Origin of the sequence: Gillisella terrae, from assembly GCF_004801395.1 — a bacterium.
Classification (GTDB): Bacteria; Pseudomonadota; Alphaproteobacteria; order Rhizobiales; family Rhizobiaceae; genus Allorhizobium; species Allorhizobium terrae.
Genome location: NZ_SSOA01000002.1, coordinates 429,003 through 445,707 on the forward strand (window position 1 = coordinate 429,003; position 16,705 = coordinate 445,707).

The 16,705-nt window shown below is 52.6% G+C and carries 13 protein-coding genes; 1 reads left to right on the forward strand and 12 read right to left on the reverse strand.

Annotated elements, in window-relative coordinates; all coding sequences use genetic code 11:
• Positions 1-555 precede the first annotated feature (555 nt).
• A complete protein-coding gene (locus tag E6C51_RS05770; protein WP_190235308.1) occupies positions 556-2,493 on the reverse strand; it encodes a methyl-accepting chemotaxis protein in 1,938 nt (645 codons plus the stop codon).
• An 884-nt stretch (positions 2,494-3,377) separates the two neighbouring features.
• Here E6C51_RS05770 and E6C51_RS05775 point away from each other — a divergent pair.
• Positions 3,378-3,869 (forward strand): helix-turn-helix domain-containing protein, encoded by a 492-nt coding sequence (locus E6C51_RS05775; RefSeq protein ID WP_190235309.1) that lies wholly within the window; start codon positions 3,378-3,380, stop codon positions 3,867-3,869.
• A gap of 250 nt (positions 3,870-4,119) precedes the next feature.
• On the opposite strand, the gene E6C51_RS05780 is transcribed toward E6C51_RS05775, so the two are convergent.
• From E6C51_RS05780 to nuoK, 11 genes are all read right to left on the reverse strand, one after another.
• Positions 4,120-4,809 carry an ABC transporter ATP-binding protein gene (locus E6C51_RS05780; protein WP_146928934.1) on the reverse strand — a complete coding sequence of 230 codons (690 nt, stop codon included), beginning with the start codon at positions 4,807-4,809 and terminating at the stop codon, positions 4,120-4,122.
• Positions 4,810-4,823: 14 nt separating this feature from the next.
• Entirely contained in the window at positions 4,824-6,131 is a 1,308-nt protein-coding gene (locus E6C51_RS05785) for a lipoprotein-releasing ABC transporter permease subunit (RefSeq protein WP_146928931.1), read from the reverse strand.
• Between the two features lie 19 nt (positions 6,132-6,150).
• Complete coding sequence (proS, locus tag E6C51_RS05790; RefSeq protein WP_146931109.1) at positions 6,151-7,473, reverse strand: proline--tRNA ligase; 1,323 nt, start codon at positions 7,471-7,473, stop codon at positions 6,151-6,153.
• A gap of 670 nt (positions 7,474-8,143) precedes the next feature.
• Positions 8,144-8,413 carry a DUF1467 family protein gene (locus E6C51_RS05795; protein ID WP_190235310.1) on the reverse strand — a complete coding sequence of 90 codons (270 nt, stop codon included), beginning with the start codon at positions 8,411-8,413 and terminating at the stop codon, positions 8,144-8,146.
• A 19-nt stretch (positions 8,414-8,432) separates the two neighbouring features.
• A complete protein-coding gene (gene mce / locus E6C51_RS05800; RefSeq protein ID WP_146928924.1) occupies positions 8,433-8,837 on the reverse strand; it encodes a methylmalonyl-CoA epimerase in 405 nt (134 codons plus the stop codon).
• 119 nt (positions 8,838-8,956) lie between these two features.
• A complete protein-coding gene (locus tag E6C51_RS05805; RefSeq protein ID WP_190235311.1) occupies positions 8,957-10,624 on the reverse strand; it encodes a ribonuclease J in 1,668 nt (555 codons plus the stop codon).
• Entirely contained in the window at positions 10,621-11,409 is a 789-nt protein-coding gene (locus E6C51_RS05810; protein ID WP_190235312.1) for a biotin--[acetyl-CoA-carboxylase] ligase, read from the reverse strand. The genes E6C51_RS05805 and E6C51_RS05810 overlap by 4 nt, the downstream gene beginning before the upstream one ends.
• Positions 11,406-12,845 carry an NADH-quinone oxidoreductase subunit NuoN gene (gene nuoN, locus E6C51_RS05815; protein ID WP_190235313.1) on the reverse strand — a complete coding sequence of 480 codons (1,440 nt, stop codon included), beginning with the start codon at positions 12,843-12,845 and terminating at the stop codon, positions 11,406-11,408. Before nuoN ends, E6C51_RS05810 begins: the two co-directional genes overlap by 4 nt.
• 17 nt (positions 12,846-12,862) lie before the next feature.
• The gene (locus tag E6C51_RS05820) at positions 12,863-14,374 is read right to left on the reverse strand and encodes an NADH-quinone oxidoreductase subunit M (protein ID WP_190235314.1); all 1,512 of its coding nucleotides are present in this window, start codon (positions 14,372-14,374) and stop codon (positions 12,863-12,865) included.
• Positions 14,374-16,368 (reverse strand): NADH-quinone oxidoreductase subunit L, encoded by a 1,995-nt coding sequence (nuoL, locus tag E6C51_RS05825; RefSeq protein ID WP_190235315.1) that lies wholly within the window; start codon positions 16,366-16,368, stop codon positions 14,374-14,376. Before nuoL ends, E6C51_RS05820 begins: the two co-directional genes overlap by 1 nt.
• A 7-nt stretch (positions 16,369-16,375) precedes the next feature.
• Positions 16,376-16,684, reverse strand: a complete 309-nt coding sequence (gene nuoK / locus E6C51_RS05830; RefSeq protein ID WP_075640566.1) for an NADH-quinone oxidoreductase subunit NuoK — start codon at positions 16,682-16,684, stop codon at positions 16,376-16,378.
• Positions 16,685-16,705 lie beyond the last annotated feature (21 nt).

Genomic DNA, 16,705 nt, shown 5'->3' on the forward strand with positions numbered 1-16,705 from the left:
CAAGGATAGGCTGGCGATGAAAACGGACAGGGAAGCGAATGCGGCGATGTCTTGCAAAATATCAGTCATGGCTCACTCCTAATCTCTTTATGTTTTTATTTTGTTCTCTCTTTGTATCAAAGTCAACCCAAATTCGATTCTGAAATAGTCAGGAAAATTGAAGCTTGTCGTTGCGTGTTCCGATCATGTCGGGCTGGTATGGCAAGGACGTCGATCATGCCATAGTCTGGCAGCGTGCCACGCACACTCTTTGCGAGGCCAAATTTCAGGGCCACATTTCAAGGTCAGATTTCAAACTGAGGCAAATTCACGACTGCATAATTCCTTAAATCGGAATCGATTTAAGGAGAAAATTATGCAGCAGATTTAAAGTGTTACAGCGTCCTTTGTGCGCCATATTTGGCGCACGGCGCTGTAAGGAATTATGCAGCAGATTAAAACTGTTACAGCGCCGTGCGCTCAATTTTGCGCACGGCGCTGTAGTCGCACCGAAAAGGGGCTATCCCCGGCTTTTACTGCACCCTGCGCCAAAATGTGACGCACGATGCAGTCGTGTTAGAACTCTTCCCAGCTATTGTTCGCGGTTGGTGGTGCGAGACCTACCGCCCCTGCTACCTTGGCCAACATTTTTCGTGCCGGAGAGACGGCAGGACGATGCGCGGGTGTCGCTGTTGCGAGCCTGGCAAAGTCTCGCTCCCCTTCTCTCGCCAACTGAAACACCGAAATGCGTTGCCGCAATTGTTCGACTTCTTTCGCGAGTGCGAGGCTGGCTGCGGTCGATTCCTCGACCATGGCTGCATTTTGCTGCGTTACCTGATCCATCTGGTTCACGGCGGTGTTGACTTCAGCCAGACCAACGGATTGTTCCTTGGAAGAGGTGGCAATGGCATCGAGCTGCATATTGATGGTGATAACCTGTTGCTCAATGACCTTCAAAACCTGGCCGGTTTCTTCGACCAGTTGCACACCGGTTGAAACCTCTCCCGCTGAATTGCGAATCAGATCTTTGATTTCCTTGGCAGCCTGCGCCGATCGTTGAGCCAATTCACGCACTTCCTGCGCAACAACCGCAAAACCCTTGCCCGCCTCACCGGCCCGCGCCGCTTCAACACCGGCGTTCAGGGCCAGCAGATTGGTCTGGAATGCAATTTCATCAATCACGCCAATAATGCTGGAGATCTGGTTTGATGACTGCTCGATGCGCTGCATCGCATTGATCGCACTTGAAACCACAGCACCAGACTTCTTGGCCGAGTCATTGGCTTCAGCGGCAATATGGCGGGCCTCTTGCGCCCGCTGCGATGAGTTGGAGACATTGGCCGTAATCTGGTCAAGGGCGGCAGCGGTCTCTTCCAGGGCAGCGGCCTGCTGTTCGGTCCGCTTGGACAAGTCTTCGGCACTTCTGCTAATCTCTCGCGTGCCGCCATCGATCGAGACGGTTGCTTCCGAAACGGCACTGATTGTCTGCGACAGTTGGCTGACCGCTGCGTTGAAATCGGTACGAAGCGCTTCAAAATCGGAGGCGAATGGCTCGCTCAGGCGGAAGCCAAGGTCACCTTCAGACAGGCGTTTCAGGCCAACGGCAAGGCCGGAGGTAGCCTGCGCCATTTCCTCTGCACGTTGCCGATCTGCGGCCGCAATGCGGGCGCGCTCGGCCTCCGATTGCGATCTGTTCGCCTTGGCTTCATTCTCCAACTCGAGCGCCCGCACCCCATTGTCCTTGAACACCTGCACGGCGCGCGCCATGCCACCAATTTCATCGCGCCGGTCAATTCCATCCACTTGAGCTGTGAAATTACCCGAGGCCAGCACCTCCATGGTCGATGCAAGACCACGCACAGGAGTGACCACCCAGGCACGGATGCCGAAAAAGCCGAAAACCAGTACAGCCAGCACGCCGAGGATAATACCGACCATGGTCAGCAATCCGCTGGATGAGGCATCATCGCTCAGACGAACGGTCTCGTCAGCCAAGGTTTTGGTCACATCCTGCACCAAAGCACTGAACCGATCAGTCATAGGTCCAAAGCCCGGCTGACATGCCGTGAGAAACTCTTGCTGCGCGATCATGATCGCAGCCACTTCTATCGTCTTGGCCGCCGCTTCAACGGCGGACTTGCAGGCTTGGTCAACCAGAGAAAGCCCGTCACTCTTCAGTCCATCAATGCGCTTTTCTTCCGGCATAGCTTTGGACGCGGCATCCATATATCTTATGAAATCGCCCCGCCGCTTTTCCAGATCCTTCGCCGCGCTGACATTCAGCGCCTCTGTGCGCGACATCAGGATATCACCGATCGCAGCCCGCGCACCCTGAAGAGCACGGTTGGCACGGGAAAGATTGATAGCAGCTGAACTTTCTTCTGACAGAAGGCCTTTATAGCCGCTGTTCACAGCTTGAATCTGCAGATTGCTGTAAACAGCAACCATGACTGCAAATAGGCCGAAGAGACCCATAATCGTAAAGAATTTGCCGATAATTGGCACGTTTTTCATGTTTTACCCTCGAGACTCGATATTGATTTCAGGTCGAAAGCAAATTCATTCTGCGCCGAGCCTGAAGGAAGGATCACCTCAAATTGCCTTCGCAACAGGGGCAACGGGAGCCTGTCCTACCATGCCAAAACAACTGGAAAAGGAGGCAACCAATAACCACCTCAGATTGCAAACCCAAAGTTCTCGAGCTCGGAGTAAAAGAGAAAAATTAAACATGAGTAAATAAGTAGCGATAAAAACAGCACTTCTAAAAGTAAATTTTCATCGACTCATCCTATTGATTTTAATGACAAAAATCAATATTTGAAATAATCAGAAAACGACAAAACATCGCGCTGAAGCTTATCTCTCCAGCACACTCAAAAGTATAATATACAGATTTCTTCCAAAACAACGGGAGCCAAAATTTTGTCCATAAGGACAAAATTTAAAAGGACAGAACAGCGCCCATATCTTTCTGCTCGAAGGAATTTCCGTGATCACATGCTACGGAAATGGGAATATATTTTTATTATGAAAAATTAATATTCATGCAAAACCCTTTTCTGCCGCGCAATGCGCGCTTTTACGTACTAATTATTTCAGAGGAATAGAGACACTATTTCAAAAAAACGTTTTTTACACTCAATCAACGTTCGGAAACAGTTCACCTTCTATCCCTTTGCGTTTAAGAGATAAAATTCCTTTGAACACACCACCGACACGCTAAGGGTGCGAAGCAGACATCGTAAGCCTTGCCGGTGCGGCATTCAAAAGGCATAAGTAGGTCCTCGATTCAAATTGCGGCTCTGGCAGGCCCATTTGATTATGTTTGATGCGAACAGAGAAAGGCATAATGCTAATATCGTACTTAGTAAACTACGATTTTGCATTTATTGAAAAAAATGGCGAGGAAACCAGTCTATAAGACACCCCTCGGCCGTCGTTTAGCGAAGGTGCGCGAGAAGTTTGGCATGGAGCGGCATGAGTTTGCGGCTCTCTTGGGTGGTATCAGCTCCAGTGCGCTGGCGAACTACGAGCGGGGAGACAATGTGCCTGACGCCTCGGTGCTGGCCGCCTATCATGAAAAATTGGGGATTAATATTGGCTGGCTGGTGACGGAAAAAGGCGACATGTTTGACGATCCTTCCAAAGCACCCGCACCGACAGCCCAAGTGGATCCAGAACTGATGGAGAAGCTCTATATTGCTGTGGCATCGGCCTATGGCGAGCGATACGAGAGGCCTCCACATCATCATATTGCCAGAACGGCCACAGAGCTCTTCAACATGCTGATGGCAAGGGTGGCTGATGTTCGGGACACTGTGATTGTTGATGCCGTCATACCTGCGCTTGCGAAAGAACTGGTGAAAAAAATCTCAAAGCCGGAAACTTAGCAATCGTCGACCGTGTAAGACCAAGGCTCCAAGATGCGAGAGCATCCTCGCCTTGAAGACTTTGCAAATATCTCAAATGCATCAGACGCTTGAGATATTTGCAAAAGGAATACAAAAAGTCATTTTCAATGACTCTTGGTATAAATCAGGAGTGGATGACGCACCCGAAATTAGGGGCGAAAACAGAGATGGCGTTTGCTTCAAAACAAACGCCATTTGGTTGTCATTATCGTGTAGGAAGACCCACTCGTTACAACTCAAAATCCACCACTTTGCCGTCAACCAAGGTAACGCAGCGATCCATGCGATGAGCCAGTTCATGGTTATGGGTCGCAATCAGAGCTGCCAGACCAGATTGGCGCACCAAGGCCTGTAGGGCGGAAAACACATAGGCAGCTGTCTCTGGGTCGAGATTGCCCGTCGGCTCATCGGCCAGAAGCAAAAGAGGTGCGTTGGCCACTGCACGGGCAATGGCAACGCGCTGCTGCTCACCACCGGATAGCTCGGCTGGCCGGTGATCCGCGCGGTGACCGATGCGCATATAATCCAACATCGCCTTTGAGCGCTCGCGGGCCTCTGGGATACTCAGACCCGCAATCATCTGCGGCATCATAATGTTTTCGATTGCCGAGAACTCAGGCAACAGATGGTGAAACTGATAGACGAAACCAATACTACTGCGCCGCACCGCCGTGCGCCCCTCTTCAGACAGGTCATTGCAGTTTCGACCGCCGATCAGCACATCGCCATCGCTCGGCTGCTCCAGCAGGCCCGCAATATGCAACAGCGTTGACTTGCCCGTTCCGGAGGGCGCCACAAGTGCAACCGTCTCGCCTTCGTAAAGCTTCAGCCCTGCCCCTTTGAGAATAGACAGCCGTGCGTCACCCTCGCCGTAGCCCCGAGAAACATTGGATAATTCAAGAACAGTCCGTTTTGCCATAGATGCACTGTTCCTCATTCGTAGCGCAGGGCTTGGACGGGATCAAGACGCGCCGCCCGCCATGCCGGGAAAATGGTTGCGATGAAAGACAGCGTGAGCGACATCAGAATAACCGAGACTGTTTCACCAAAGCTCATGTCCGCCGGCAATTTACTCAGGAAGTACAATTGCGGATCAAACAGAATCGTGCCCGACACCCAGGAGAAAAACTCGCGGATCGACTCGATATTGAGACACACAATGACCCCAAGCACCACGCCTGCAAATGTGCCAGCGATGCCGATTGCGGCACCCGTCATGAAAAAGATACGCAACACCGAATTCGAGGTTGCGCCCATTGTTTTGAGGATGGCGATATCTCGGCTTTTGTCTTTCACCAGCATGATCAGGCCGGAAATGATGTTCAGCGCCGCAACAATCACAATCAGCGTCAAAATCATGAACATCACATTGCGTTCAACCTGAAGCGCGGAAAAGAACGTCTGATTGCGCTGACGCCAATCGCTGATGAACACCTGCCGCCCCGCTGCCTCTTCGATTTTCGGGCGCAGCGCATCAATATCATCAGGATTGCTCACGAAAATCTCGATGGATTGCACCAAGCCTTCCGCATTGAAGTAAAGCTGGGCTTCTTCCAACGGCATATAGATGATCGACGAATCATATTCTGACATGCCGATTTCGAATGTGCCTGAGATCTTGTAGGACTTGACCCGAGGATTAACCCCCATCGGGGTGACATCGCCTTCAGGTGACACCAGTGTGATTGAATCTCCAGCTTTCAAGCCGAGGTCATTGGCCATGCGCGAGCCAATCAACACGCCTTGCCCAGCCGTGAAGGCCACCATGTCACCCGTTTTGATATTGGAGGACACTTCCTTCAATTTCATCAGATCATCAGGACGAATGCCACGCACCAGCGCCCCCGTTCCAGCCCCGGCTTTGCCGGAGGCCAATGTCTGACCTTCCACCAAAGGCAGGGCCATGGTCACACCGGGAACGGCTGCAAACTTCTTTGCCAGTTCGGCATAATCCGTCAAAGGCCGATCCACAGGCTGAACGATCATGTGCCCGTTAATGCCAAGGATACGAGAAATAAGCTCTGTGCGAAACCCGTTCATCACCGCCATGACGATGATCAGAGTTGCAACACCCAACATGATGCCGACAAAGGAAAAGCCGGCGATGACCGAAATCACCGCCTCCTTGCGCCGGGCGCGCAGGTAGCGCCAGGCCACCATACGCTCAAATGCAGAAAAGGGCTTTGCAGTTGGCAACACGTCTGTGCTCACCTCTGCCGAGCTTCCGGTTTCGCTGCTCAATCTAGCCTCCTATCGGCGCTCAACCAGCCAAACGGTTGATAGCGGCGTCGATGGTCATGGTTTCGCGTTCGCCAGTTTTTCGGTTCTTCAACTCGACTTCACCATTGGCAACCGCCCGTGGCCCTGCAATCACCTGCCAAGGCACACCAATCAGGTCGGCCATGGCAAATTTCGCGCCAGCGCGGTCATCGGTATCGTCGAGAAGAACATCCTTCCCTGCCTTGCCAAGTGCTGCGTAGATCTTGTCACACGCAGCATCGCAAGCAGCGTCCCCAGCCTTCATATTGATGATAACGGCATCAAAGGGCGCAACGGATGCTGGCCATATGATACCATTTTCGTCATGGGAAGCTTCGATAATGGCCGGAACAAGGCGAGTCGGACCAATTCCATAGGATCCCATGTGGACAAGATGTTCTTTCCCGTCAGGACCCTGCACTTTCGCGCCCATTGGCTCCGAATATTTGGTGCCGAAATAGAAGATGTGGCCAACCTCGATACCGCGCGCCGAGATGCGATCTGCTTCCGGCATGGCACCGTAAGCTGCTTCGTCGTGCATCTCTGATGTGGCCGCATAATCGGATGTCCAATCATCAAACACGGCCTGCAAACCGGCAACATCATCGAAATCGGTGTCTGCTGCCGGAATCGACCGATCCAAAAAGCTCTTGTGGCAGAAGACTTCAGACTCACCGGTATCAGCAAGAATGATGAATTCGTGGCTATGATTGCCGCCAATCGGACCGGTGTCAGCGCGCATCGGAATGGCGCGCAAACCAAGGCGATCAAATGTCCGTAAGTAAGCCGTGAACATCTTGTTATAGGAATGCAGCGCCGCTTCTTTTGTCCAATCGAACGAATAAGCATCCTTCATCAGGAATTCGCGCGAACGCATCGTGCCGAAGCGCGGACGGATCTCATCGCGGAACTTCAACTGAATATGGTAGAGATTGAGCGGCAGACTCTTATAGGATTTCACCGATGAGCGGAAAATATCCGTGATCATCTCTTCATTGGTCGGGCCATAAAGCATAGGACGGTCCTGCCGATCCTTAATGCGCAGCATTTCTTTGCCGTAATCATCGTAACGCCCGCTTTCCTGCCACAGCTCGGCCGATTGCAAGGTGGGCATCAAAAGCTCGACAGCCCCGGCACGGTTTTGCTCGTCACGGATAATGGCATTCACCTTATCCAGAACGCGCTTGCCTAACGGCAACCAGGAGTAGATACCTTGCGACTGCTGCCGCACCATGCCTGTGCGCAACATAAGCCTGTGAGAGACGATTTCCGCTTCCTTAGGTGTTTCCTTCAGAATGGGCATGAAATAGCGGGAGAGACGCATACCGACTTCCATCAATTGGGCGCTCCGTTCACTCGACGGAATCAGCCATATTTTACCTTTATCTGCCAATCTTCTAGCGGTTTCAGTGACAGATGAAAACCCGCTCTCCACCGTTTTAACACTGCGCATTGCTGCACCCTGCACCTTGGCCGAAAAAACGCCAAAGCCCACAATTAACAGACAAAATTGTTGAACAGTGCGAGCAAAAATCACATTCCCGAGCATGCACTCAGTTACCAAACATGTCAGAAAAGTGGCAAATCGCCAAAATAGGAAAATTTAAACTTTTTTCCCAAACCTGTAACAAAAATGCAAAAAAAATAATGACAAGCTTACGGAGTTGAGCTAGTTTGCGCTCACAAAAGAGGCAGAAAGCTTAAATTTCTGTCGGACTCGCGGAAAAGTCTTGGGAGGATCAGATCTTAGGCGCGCTTTGTCGCAGCCCCTTAATTGGTTAAAGGTCACGCGAAAATTGCAGAACAAGGTCTTCGGACCTTGTTTTTTTTTGCCCTCTTGATGCAATCTTGGCGATAGAGCGTGTCACCTTTTATTGTCCTCCATAAAAGGCTACCGTACACGCGGCAAAATAAAATCTACTGCACACGTCCTTTAATCGGAATCGATTTAAGGACCTATGCAGTAGACCGTGTGCAAAGATCGGCCGCACGATTTAACGAATATCGGGCATGATGTGGGGCAAATCAGCAAAAGTGACGCCGAAATAGCTTGAGCACAAATTCCAGCCACCAACAATCAATGCCGAGACGATTGTGGTGACCACCATAACCCGGAAAAATTGAAATTTCGCAGGCGCGCTGGCCACAGTGCCTGGCACAACTTGACGCTCATCCTCCTGGGTGCGAACGCCGATGGGAAGCACCGCAAAAAGCGTAATCCACCAGACGATAAAATAGATTGCGCCGACTGTGAGCCACGACATGAACTTCCCTCCCCCGCGTTTACACCTGCTCGAGTTCAATCAGCGTCCCAAGAAAGTCCTTAGGATGCAAAAACAGTACCGGTTTGCCGTGGGCCCCGATTTTCGGAGCGCCATCCCCTAGAATCCGTGCGCCACCCGCGAGCAACTTATCCCGCGCCACCAGAATATCGTCAACTTCATAGCAGATATGATGCATACCACCATTTGGGTTTTTATCGAGAAAGCTCTGAATGGGAGAGCCGGCCCCTAGCGGGTACAACAACTCCACTTTTGTATTCGGCAGGGTCACAAAAACAACGGTGACACCATGCTCCGGCAGGTCCTGTCGAGGTGACAGCTTTGCCCCCAAAGTTTCGCCGTAGCTCTTCTCAGCCACGTCAAGATCCGGCACAGCGATTGCGATGTGATTAACCCGCCCAAGCATCATTAGTCTCCCACAAAAAATCGCGCGCCAAACCTGACGCGCGATCCATATTACAGCACAGTTGACCGGATTTGTCTGGTCTAATCCGCACTCTGCGACATCTCTCTCGCAGGCACGTCCTACACCTTGGTGACAAACACCGTCACAACCGGTTTTTTACCCCAGCATTCATTGGCGGTTGAGCGCACAGCGCGGCGAATGCTCTCTTTCAATGCGCCCAGATCTTTACGGCGTGCACGCGGAATACTCTCCACCGCACTGAGCACAGCGTCGTAGAGGACATCCTCCATGTCGTCGCCTTCTCTGTCTTCCTCAGGCAGACCAATGGCCACAACATCGGGATCGTCGCGGAACTCAAAGCGCTCGTCCAGGATGACATTGATGGACACCTGGCCCGCAAAAGACAGCTTACGGCGCTCGCCGATGCCCATCGCCTCGAAATCACCGACAAGCTTGCCGTCCTTGAAGATCCGGCCGTGCGGCGCTTCGCCAATCACCTCGGCAGGCCCAGGTGCCAGACGCAAAATCTCACCATTGCGAAGCTTTGGAACCTGCGGCACACCAGCCTGCAAGGCCAGTTCCTGCTGGGCCATCAAATGGGCAGCTTCACCATGCACCGGCACCAGAATCTCTGGCCGTGTCCACTCATACATCTGCAAAAGCTCATTGCGCCGCGGATGCCCCGACACATGCACCAAGGCCTCACCATCTGTTACGATATGAACGCCCTGTTCGATCAGGCCATTTTTAATGTCATTGATCGCCTTTTCATTGCCTGGAATCGCCCGCGATGAAAACACCACGGTATCGCCTTTTGTCAGGGCGACATTGCGCATTTCATCGCGAGACAATTTTGCCAGTGCCGCACGCGACTCACCCTGGCTGCCGGTGAGAATCACCACCACTTTGTCTCTTGGAATATAGCCGTATTCATCTTCAGCAATGAAAGGTTTGATGCCTTCCATCAAGCCAAGGTCATCTGCAACCGCCACAACGCGCTTCAGTGAGCTGCCAAGCAATAGTACCTCACGGCCAGCCGCATCGGCTGCCTGCGCGATCGAACGAATACGTCCCACATTGGACGAAAATGTTGTGATCGCGACGCGTCCCTCGGCATTGGCAATAATGTTGCGCAAGCCTTCAGACACTTCAACTTCCGACGGCGAAACTCCGTCCCGCATGGAATTGGTGCTATCACACATCACCGCCAACACGCCTTCATCGCCGAGCGCGCGAAATGCGGCCTCATCTGTTAGAGGCCCCAGCGACGGTGCGTGGTCAATCTTCCAGTCACCCGTGTGGATAACGTTGCCAAGCGGGGTGCGAATAACCAGCGACATCGGCTCCGGAATGGAGTGATTGACGCCAACGGCCTCAACCACAAACTTGCCGACATGAACCTTGTCACCGGGTTTGAAGGGCGTCACCGGAATATCAATCCGGCTGCCTTCATAATTACGCTTTGCCTCGAGCATTCCAGCCGTGAAGCCCGAAGCGTAGACCGGAACGTTCAAGCCGGGCCACAACTCATTCAAACCGCCATAATGGTCTTCATGCGCATGGGTGATAAAAATCGCCTTCAAGTTCTTCTTTTGCGAAAGAACATATTGAATATCAGGCAAAACCAGATCAACGCCCGGCAGATCCAGACCCGGGAAGGTAACGCCGCAATCGACCATAATCCATTCGCGGTTCTTTTTCGGCCCAAAACCGTAAAGCGCCAAGTTCATGCCGATTTCGCCAACGCCGCCCAGCGGCAAAAATACCAGTTCGTCTTCTTTTGTCATTCTTTCCTTGGCCCATCCGGCTCGAAAAACACATCACCTGCCGCGATTGGCATGGTGCCGAGAGAGCCCCTATCGAGCAATAATAGTCCCTTATCATCGATTCCCGAAAATATACCTGAAATCGAGCGATCAGGGAGATTTACTGTGATCTTTTCACCGAGACCACAGGCATGTTGACGCCAACGCGCAATAATCTGCGAAATGCCACGTCCCTGATCCCAAAGCGCCAGCCCATCCGCCATCGCGGAAAAGAGGTGAGCAAACAGTTGCAAAGGATCAATCGTGGCACCATGTTGCGATAGGCAAGCTGTCGCATAAGGCGTATCGGAAGGCTTGGCGACAATATTAATGCCTATGCCAATCACAATGGCCTGGCGCCCGTCCGGCGTGCGCTCCGATTCAAGCAAAATGCCGCTGGTTTTTGCGCGACCAATCAACACATCGTTTGGCCATTTGATTTCCAGCGGGGGCCCATCCAGGGGAAGAACTGCACGGATCGCGTCGTGCACCGCCAAGGCAACCGCTAAAGGCAAAGACGCCACGTGTTCAAGCGGCGCCGGGTCAATCAACAGAAGAGATGCATAGAGATTACCGCGCTCTGACGACCAAGGCCGTCCACGACGCCCGCGCCCTCCAGTCTGCCGCTCCGCCGTAATCCAGATCGAGCCTGGATCGCCTGAGCGCGCAAGTTGAAGGCAGGCCTGGTTGGTTGAATCAACCTCATCCAGCGCGTGATGTCGGAAGGCGTCGAGCGCCTTCCGACGATGTGAAGAATAGTCGCTCAATGGAAGAGCGACGCCGCTGCGGCAGACGCTGCAGTGCCCAAGGGGCCGCCGACAAACACGTAAGCGACAACAAACAGGCCCGACAGCGCAAAGACAACGCGCAATGTGGCTGATGTAGCGGCAAACTCGATCTTGGCATCGTCAAACCACATGACCTTGACCAGACGCAGATAGTAGTAAGCGCCGATAACAGAGGCCAAAACGCCGATGATAGACAACGCATAAAGGTGCGCCTCAATCGCCGCCAGGAAGACGAAATACTTCCCGAAGAACCCTGCCAAAGGCGGAATACCAGCAAGCGAGAACATCAGCGCCGTCAACACAAAAGCCATGACGGGACGTGTCTGCGACAGACCTGCCAGATCATCGATGGATTCGAGCGCTTCACCTTCTTTCGTCCGCATCGCCATGATGCAGGCAAAGGTGCCGAGGTTCATCACCAGATAGATCGCCATGTAGAGCAACACGCCCTCGATGCCCTGCTGCGTACCGGCTGCGAGACCAACCAGCGCATAACCCATATGACCGATTGAGGAATAGGCCATCAGACGCTTGATGTTACGCTGACCAATGGCGGCCACCGATCCAAGCACCATGGAAGCAATCGAGATGAACACCACAACCTGCTGCCAATCGGTGGTAATTGGCTGGAAGGCCTCCATAACAACGCGCACCAGAATTGCCATCGCGCCAACCTTAGGTGCTGCGGCCAAAAACGCGGTAACGGGTGTTGGCGCGCCTTCGTAAACGTCTGGTGTCCACATATGGAAGGGAACAGCAGAGATCTTGAACGCAAGACCAGCGAGTACAAACACCAGACCGAAAACCAGCCCAATATTGGCATGACCGGCTGTCAGGACGCCAGCGATCTTGGCAAATTCGACGTTGCCGGTGAAGCCATAGACCAAAGACATTCCGTACAGCAGCATGCCCGAAGACAATGCACCGAGCACGAAATACTTCAAGCCAGCCTCGGTCGAACGCAGGCTGTCGCGGTTCAAAGCAGCAATCACGTACAAGGCAAGCGATTGCAGCTCAAGCGACATATAGAGCGAAATAAGGCTTCCCGCCGAGATCATCAGCAAGATACCAAGTGTTGCCAACACCAACAGAACGGGCAACTCGAACTTGTCGAGATTGTTGGCGCGCGCCTGGCCTGCCGCCATCGCCATAGTGACGATGGAGCCGATCAGAGCGAGAACTTTCATAAAACGACCATAGCTATCGGCGATGTAAGCACCGCCAAAAGCAACACCATCCGCTGGTACCAGCAAGAGCCAGGCACCAACCACGATGAGCAACGCAACCGCCAGTCCATTCACCAGTGACGCCCGGTTCGTGAACACACCGATCATCAGCAATACCAGCGCACCAACCGCGAGCAAAAGCTCCGGCGTGGCGAGATGCAGGCTTGCAAGGAGGGTTTCAGCATTCATGTCCATCGATCCTGTCGTCAGTTCACGAGGAGCGCAACATTGTGCGCAGCCTGCAGAGCAGCGGTGTAATTATGAAGCAACGCGTCCACCGAGGCAGTGGTCACATCAAAGATCGGAGCCGGATACACACCAAAGAATATTGTCAGTGCGATCAGCGGATACAGCGTGAATTTCTCGCGCATGGACAGATCCAGAAGGCCCTTGAGGCTTTCTTTATCCAATGCCCCGAAAATCACCCGGCGATAGAGCCACAGCGCATAGGCCGCAGACAAGATAACGCCGGTCGCCGCAAACAAGGCGACCCAGGTGTTGGCGCGGAAGGCACCAATCAAGGTCAGGAATTCGCCAACAAAGCCAGAGGTCCCTGGCAAGCCCACGTTTGCCATGGTGAATACCATAAACGCCAGCGCATACTTCGGCATGTTGTTGACGAGACCGCCATAGGCAGCGATTTCGCGGGTGTGCATGCGGTCATAAATAACGCCAACGCAGAGGAACAATGCGCCAGACACAAAGCCGTGGCTGATCATCTGGAACAACGCGCCCTGCAAACCTTGCGTATTGGCAGCAAAAATACCCATCGTCACATAACCCATATGTGCAACAGACGAATAGGCAATCAACTTTTTCATGTCGTCCTGCATCAGAGCCACCAAAGAGGTGTAGATGATCGCAATGACAGACAAAGCAAATACGAAGGGTGCGAAGTAATCGGAGGCAAGCGGGAACATCGCAAGCGAAAAGCGAATGAAACCATAGCCACCGAGTTTCAGCATGATACCAGCCAGAATGACCGAACCCGCTGTTGGAGCCTGAACGTGCGCATCAGGAAGCCATGTATGAACCGGCCACATCGGCATTTTCACGGCAAAAGACGCGAAGAAGGCCAGCCAAAGCACGATTTGCAGATGCTGCGGGAATTTGTGCGCAAGCAGCGCAGGAATATCCGTTGTGCCAGCATCCCAATACATCGCCATGATGGCAAGCATCATCAACACAGAGCCAAGCAAGGTGTAGAGGAAAAATTTGTAAGATGCGTATACGCGCTCCTTACCGCCCCAAACACCGATGATGATGAACATCGGAATAAGGCCCGCTTCGAAGAAAACGTAGAAAAGCACGATATCGAGCGACACGAAAACGCCGATCATCATCACTTCCAGAATGAGGAAGGCGATCATGTATTCTTTGATGCGCTTTTGCACCGACGTCCAACTGGCCAGGACGCAGAAAGGCATCAAGAACGCCGTTAGCACTACAAACAGCATCGAAATACCATCGACGCCAAGGTGGTAAGAGATTCCTGTGCCGAGCCAGCTTACCTTCTCGACCATCTGGAAACCGGGGTTGCTGTTGTCAAACCCGATCCACACAAAAAGAGAGACGATAAAGGTGGCGATTGTCGTCAGCAGCGCGATGTTCAGCACATTGCGGCGGCCGGATTCGGTATTGCCGTTTACCAAAAGCAGGAGCGCGACCCCTACCAAGGGTAAAAAGGTGACCGTTGAAAGAATAGGCCAATCGGTCATCAGATCGAACTCCCGAGCATCATCCAGGTAACAAGTGCGGCGATACCAAGCAGCATCGCAAACGCATAGTGATAAAGGTAACCCGACTGCAAGCGAACAACACGCTGGGTCAACCCGGCAATGCCCGCAGCCACACCATTGGGCCCGTAAGCATCAATGGTGGCAATATCGCCCTTTTTCCAAAGGAATTTGCCCAGAGCCTTGGCCGAGCGCACGAAGAGGAAATCGTACAGCTCATCAAAGTACCACTTGTTGAGCAAGAATTGGTAGAGAACCCATTGGCTCTTTGCCAGCTTCGCAGGGGCTTCGGGCGACTTGATATACATGTACCAGGCCGTCACAAGACCGATCAGCATCGCAACGAACGGGCTAAGCTTAACCCAGACCGGCACATGGTGCACCTCATGCAGGACTTCATTATGAGGCCCTGTGAACAGCGCACCCTTCCAGAACTCCGCATAAGCTTCACCAAAGAAATAATCGTGGAAGATGAAGCCTGCAAACAATGCGCCAACGGTCAAAACATAGAGCGGAATAAGCATCACCTGCGGGGATTCGTGAACGTGATGCATAACCTCATGGGAAGCACGCGGCTTACCGAAGAACGTCATGAATGCCAGGCGCCAAGAGTAGAAGCTGGTAAACAAAGCAGCAACCACAAGCATCACGAAGGCGAACGTCGAGACACCAGTACCTGCCGCAAACGACGATTCAATAATCGCATCCTTGGAGAAGAAACCGGCTGTGCCAATCATCGTGAAGGGAATACCAACACCCGTCAGCGCCAGATTGCCAATCGTCATCGCCCAGAAGGTAACCGGGATATGCTTGCGCAACCCACCCATGTGGCGCATGTCCTGCTCACCATCCACGGCGTGAATGACCGAACCGGCTCCAAGGAACAAAAGTGCCTTGAAGAAAGCATGCGTGAACAGATGGAACACTGCCGCGCCATAAGCACCAACGCCCAAAGCAACAAACATATAGCCCAGCTGCGAACAGGTCGAATAAGCAATCACGCGCTTGATGTCGTTTTGAACAAGACCAACCGTTGCCGCAAAGAAAGCAGTAATGGCACCCACGATTGTGACAACCGTCAAAGCATCTGGCGACAGTTCGAACAACGGAGACATACGAGCAACAAGAAACACACCCGCGGTCACCATGGTAGCAGCATGGATCAAAGCCGACACCGGTGTCGGGCCTTCCATGGCGTCCGGCAGCCAGGTGTGGAGCAAAAACTGCGCCGACTTACCCATCGCTCCCATGAACAGCAAAAGACATGCACCAGTGATAGCATGGGCTTTATCAAGATGCATACCGAACAGAGTGATGACCGCATCCCCAGAAGCTGCACCTTCTGCTGGCAAATAGGTCTTGGCGGCTGCGAAGATCGTTTCAAAATTGATCGATCCAAACAGCACAAACACCGTGCCAATACCGAGAATGAAGCCAAAGTCACCAACGCGGTTGACGATAAAGGCTTTCATTGCCGCTGCACTGGCGGAGGGCTTCTTGAACCAGAAACCGATCAGCAGGTATGATGCAAGACCAACACCTTCCCAGCCAAAGAACATCTGCAAAAGATTGTCAGACGTCACCAGCATCAACATCGCGAAGGTAAACAGCGACAGATAGCTGAAGAAACGCGGACGATGCGGATCGTGATGCATATAGCCGATCGAGTAGATGTGCACCAGCGTCGAGACGCTGTTGACCACTACGAGCATGACAGCCGTCAGTGTATCAACGCGCAAAGCCCAATCCACATCAATACCGCCGACCTGCACCCAGCGGAGCACAGGAACCTTGATCAGCTCCGAGTGTTCGCCGAAGCCAACATTGATGAAAACATACCAAGAAAGCACCGCAGCCAGAATCATGAAGCCGCTGGTGATAAATTCCGAAGCCTTGGCACCGATCTGGCGGCCAAACAGGCCTGCGATGATCGCACCAAGCAGCGGAAGGAAGACAATAGCCTTATACAATAGCATAGCCGTATCAGCCCTTCATCATGTTGACGTCTTCAACGGCGATCGATCCGCGGTTGCGGTAGAAGACGACGAGAATAGCAAGGCCAATCGCAGCTTCAGCAGCCGCGACGGTCAAGATGAACAGCGCGAAAACCTGGCCGACAACATCGTTAAGGAACGACGAGAATGCCACCATATTGAGGTTTACAGCGAGAAGAATGAGTTCAACCGACATCAGGATAACAATGACATTCTTCCGATTGAGAAAAATGCCAAAGACGCCCAGCATGAACAGGATCGCGCTGACAGTGAGATAGTGGGAAAGTCCGATTTCCATTGTTCGTTTCCTTGAGATCCC

Bases quoted from the DNA above. Each gene is read 5' to 3' on its own strand.
- E6C51_RS05770 (WP_190235308.1), bottom strand. From the start codon at position 2,493: ATGAAAAACGTGCCAATTATCGGCAAATTCTTTACGATTATGGGTCTC.
- E6C51_RS05775 (WP_190235309.1), top strand. From the start codon at position 3,378: ATGGCGAGGAAACCAGTCTATAAGACACCCCTCGGCCGTCGTTTAGCG.
- E6C51_RS05780 (WP_146928934.1), bottom strand. From the start codon at position 4,809: ATGGCAAAACGGACTGTTCTTGAATTATCCAATGTTTCTCGGGGCTAC.
- proS (WP_146931109.1), bottom strand. From the start codon at position 7,473: ATGCGTCTCTCCCGCTATTTCATGCCCATTCTGAAGGAAACACCTAAG.
- E6C51_RS05795 (WP_190235310.1), bottom strand. From the start codon at position 8,413: ATGTCGTGGCTCACAGTCGGCGCAATCTATTTTATCGTCTGGTGGATT.
- mce (WP_146928924.1), bottom strand. From the start codon at position 8,837: ATGCTTGGGCGGGTTAATCACATCGCAATCGCTGTGCCGGATCTTGAC.
- E6C51_RS05805 (WP_190235311.1), bottom strand. From the start codon at position 10,624: ATGACAAAAGAAGACGAACTGGTATTTTTGCCGCTGGGCGGCGTTGGC.
- nuoN (WP_190235313.1), bottom strand. From the start codon at position 12,845: ATGAATGCTGAAACCCTCCTTGCAAGCCTGCATCTCGCCACGCCGGAG.
- E6C51_RS05820 (WP_190235314.1), bottom strand. From the start codon at position 14,374: ATGACCGATTGGCCTATTCTTTCAACGGTCACCTTTTTACCCTTGGTA.
- nuoL (WP_190235315.1), bottom strand. From the start codon at position 16,368: ATGCTATTGTATAAGGCTATTGTCTTCCTTCCGCTGCTTGGTGCGATC.
- nuoK (WP_075640566.1), bottom strand. From the start codon at position 16,684: ATGGAAATCGGACTTTCCCACTATCTCACTGTCAGCGCGATCCTGTTC.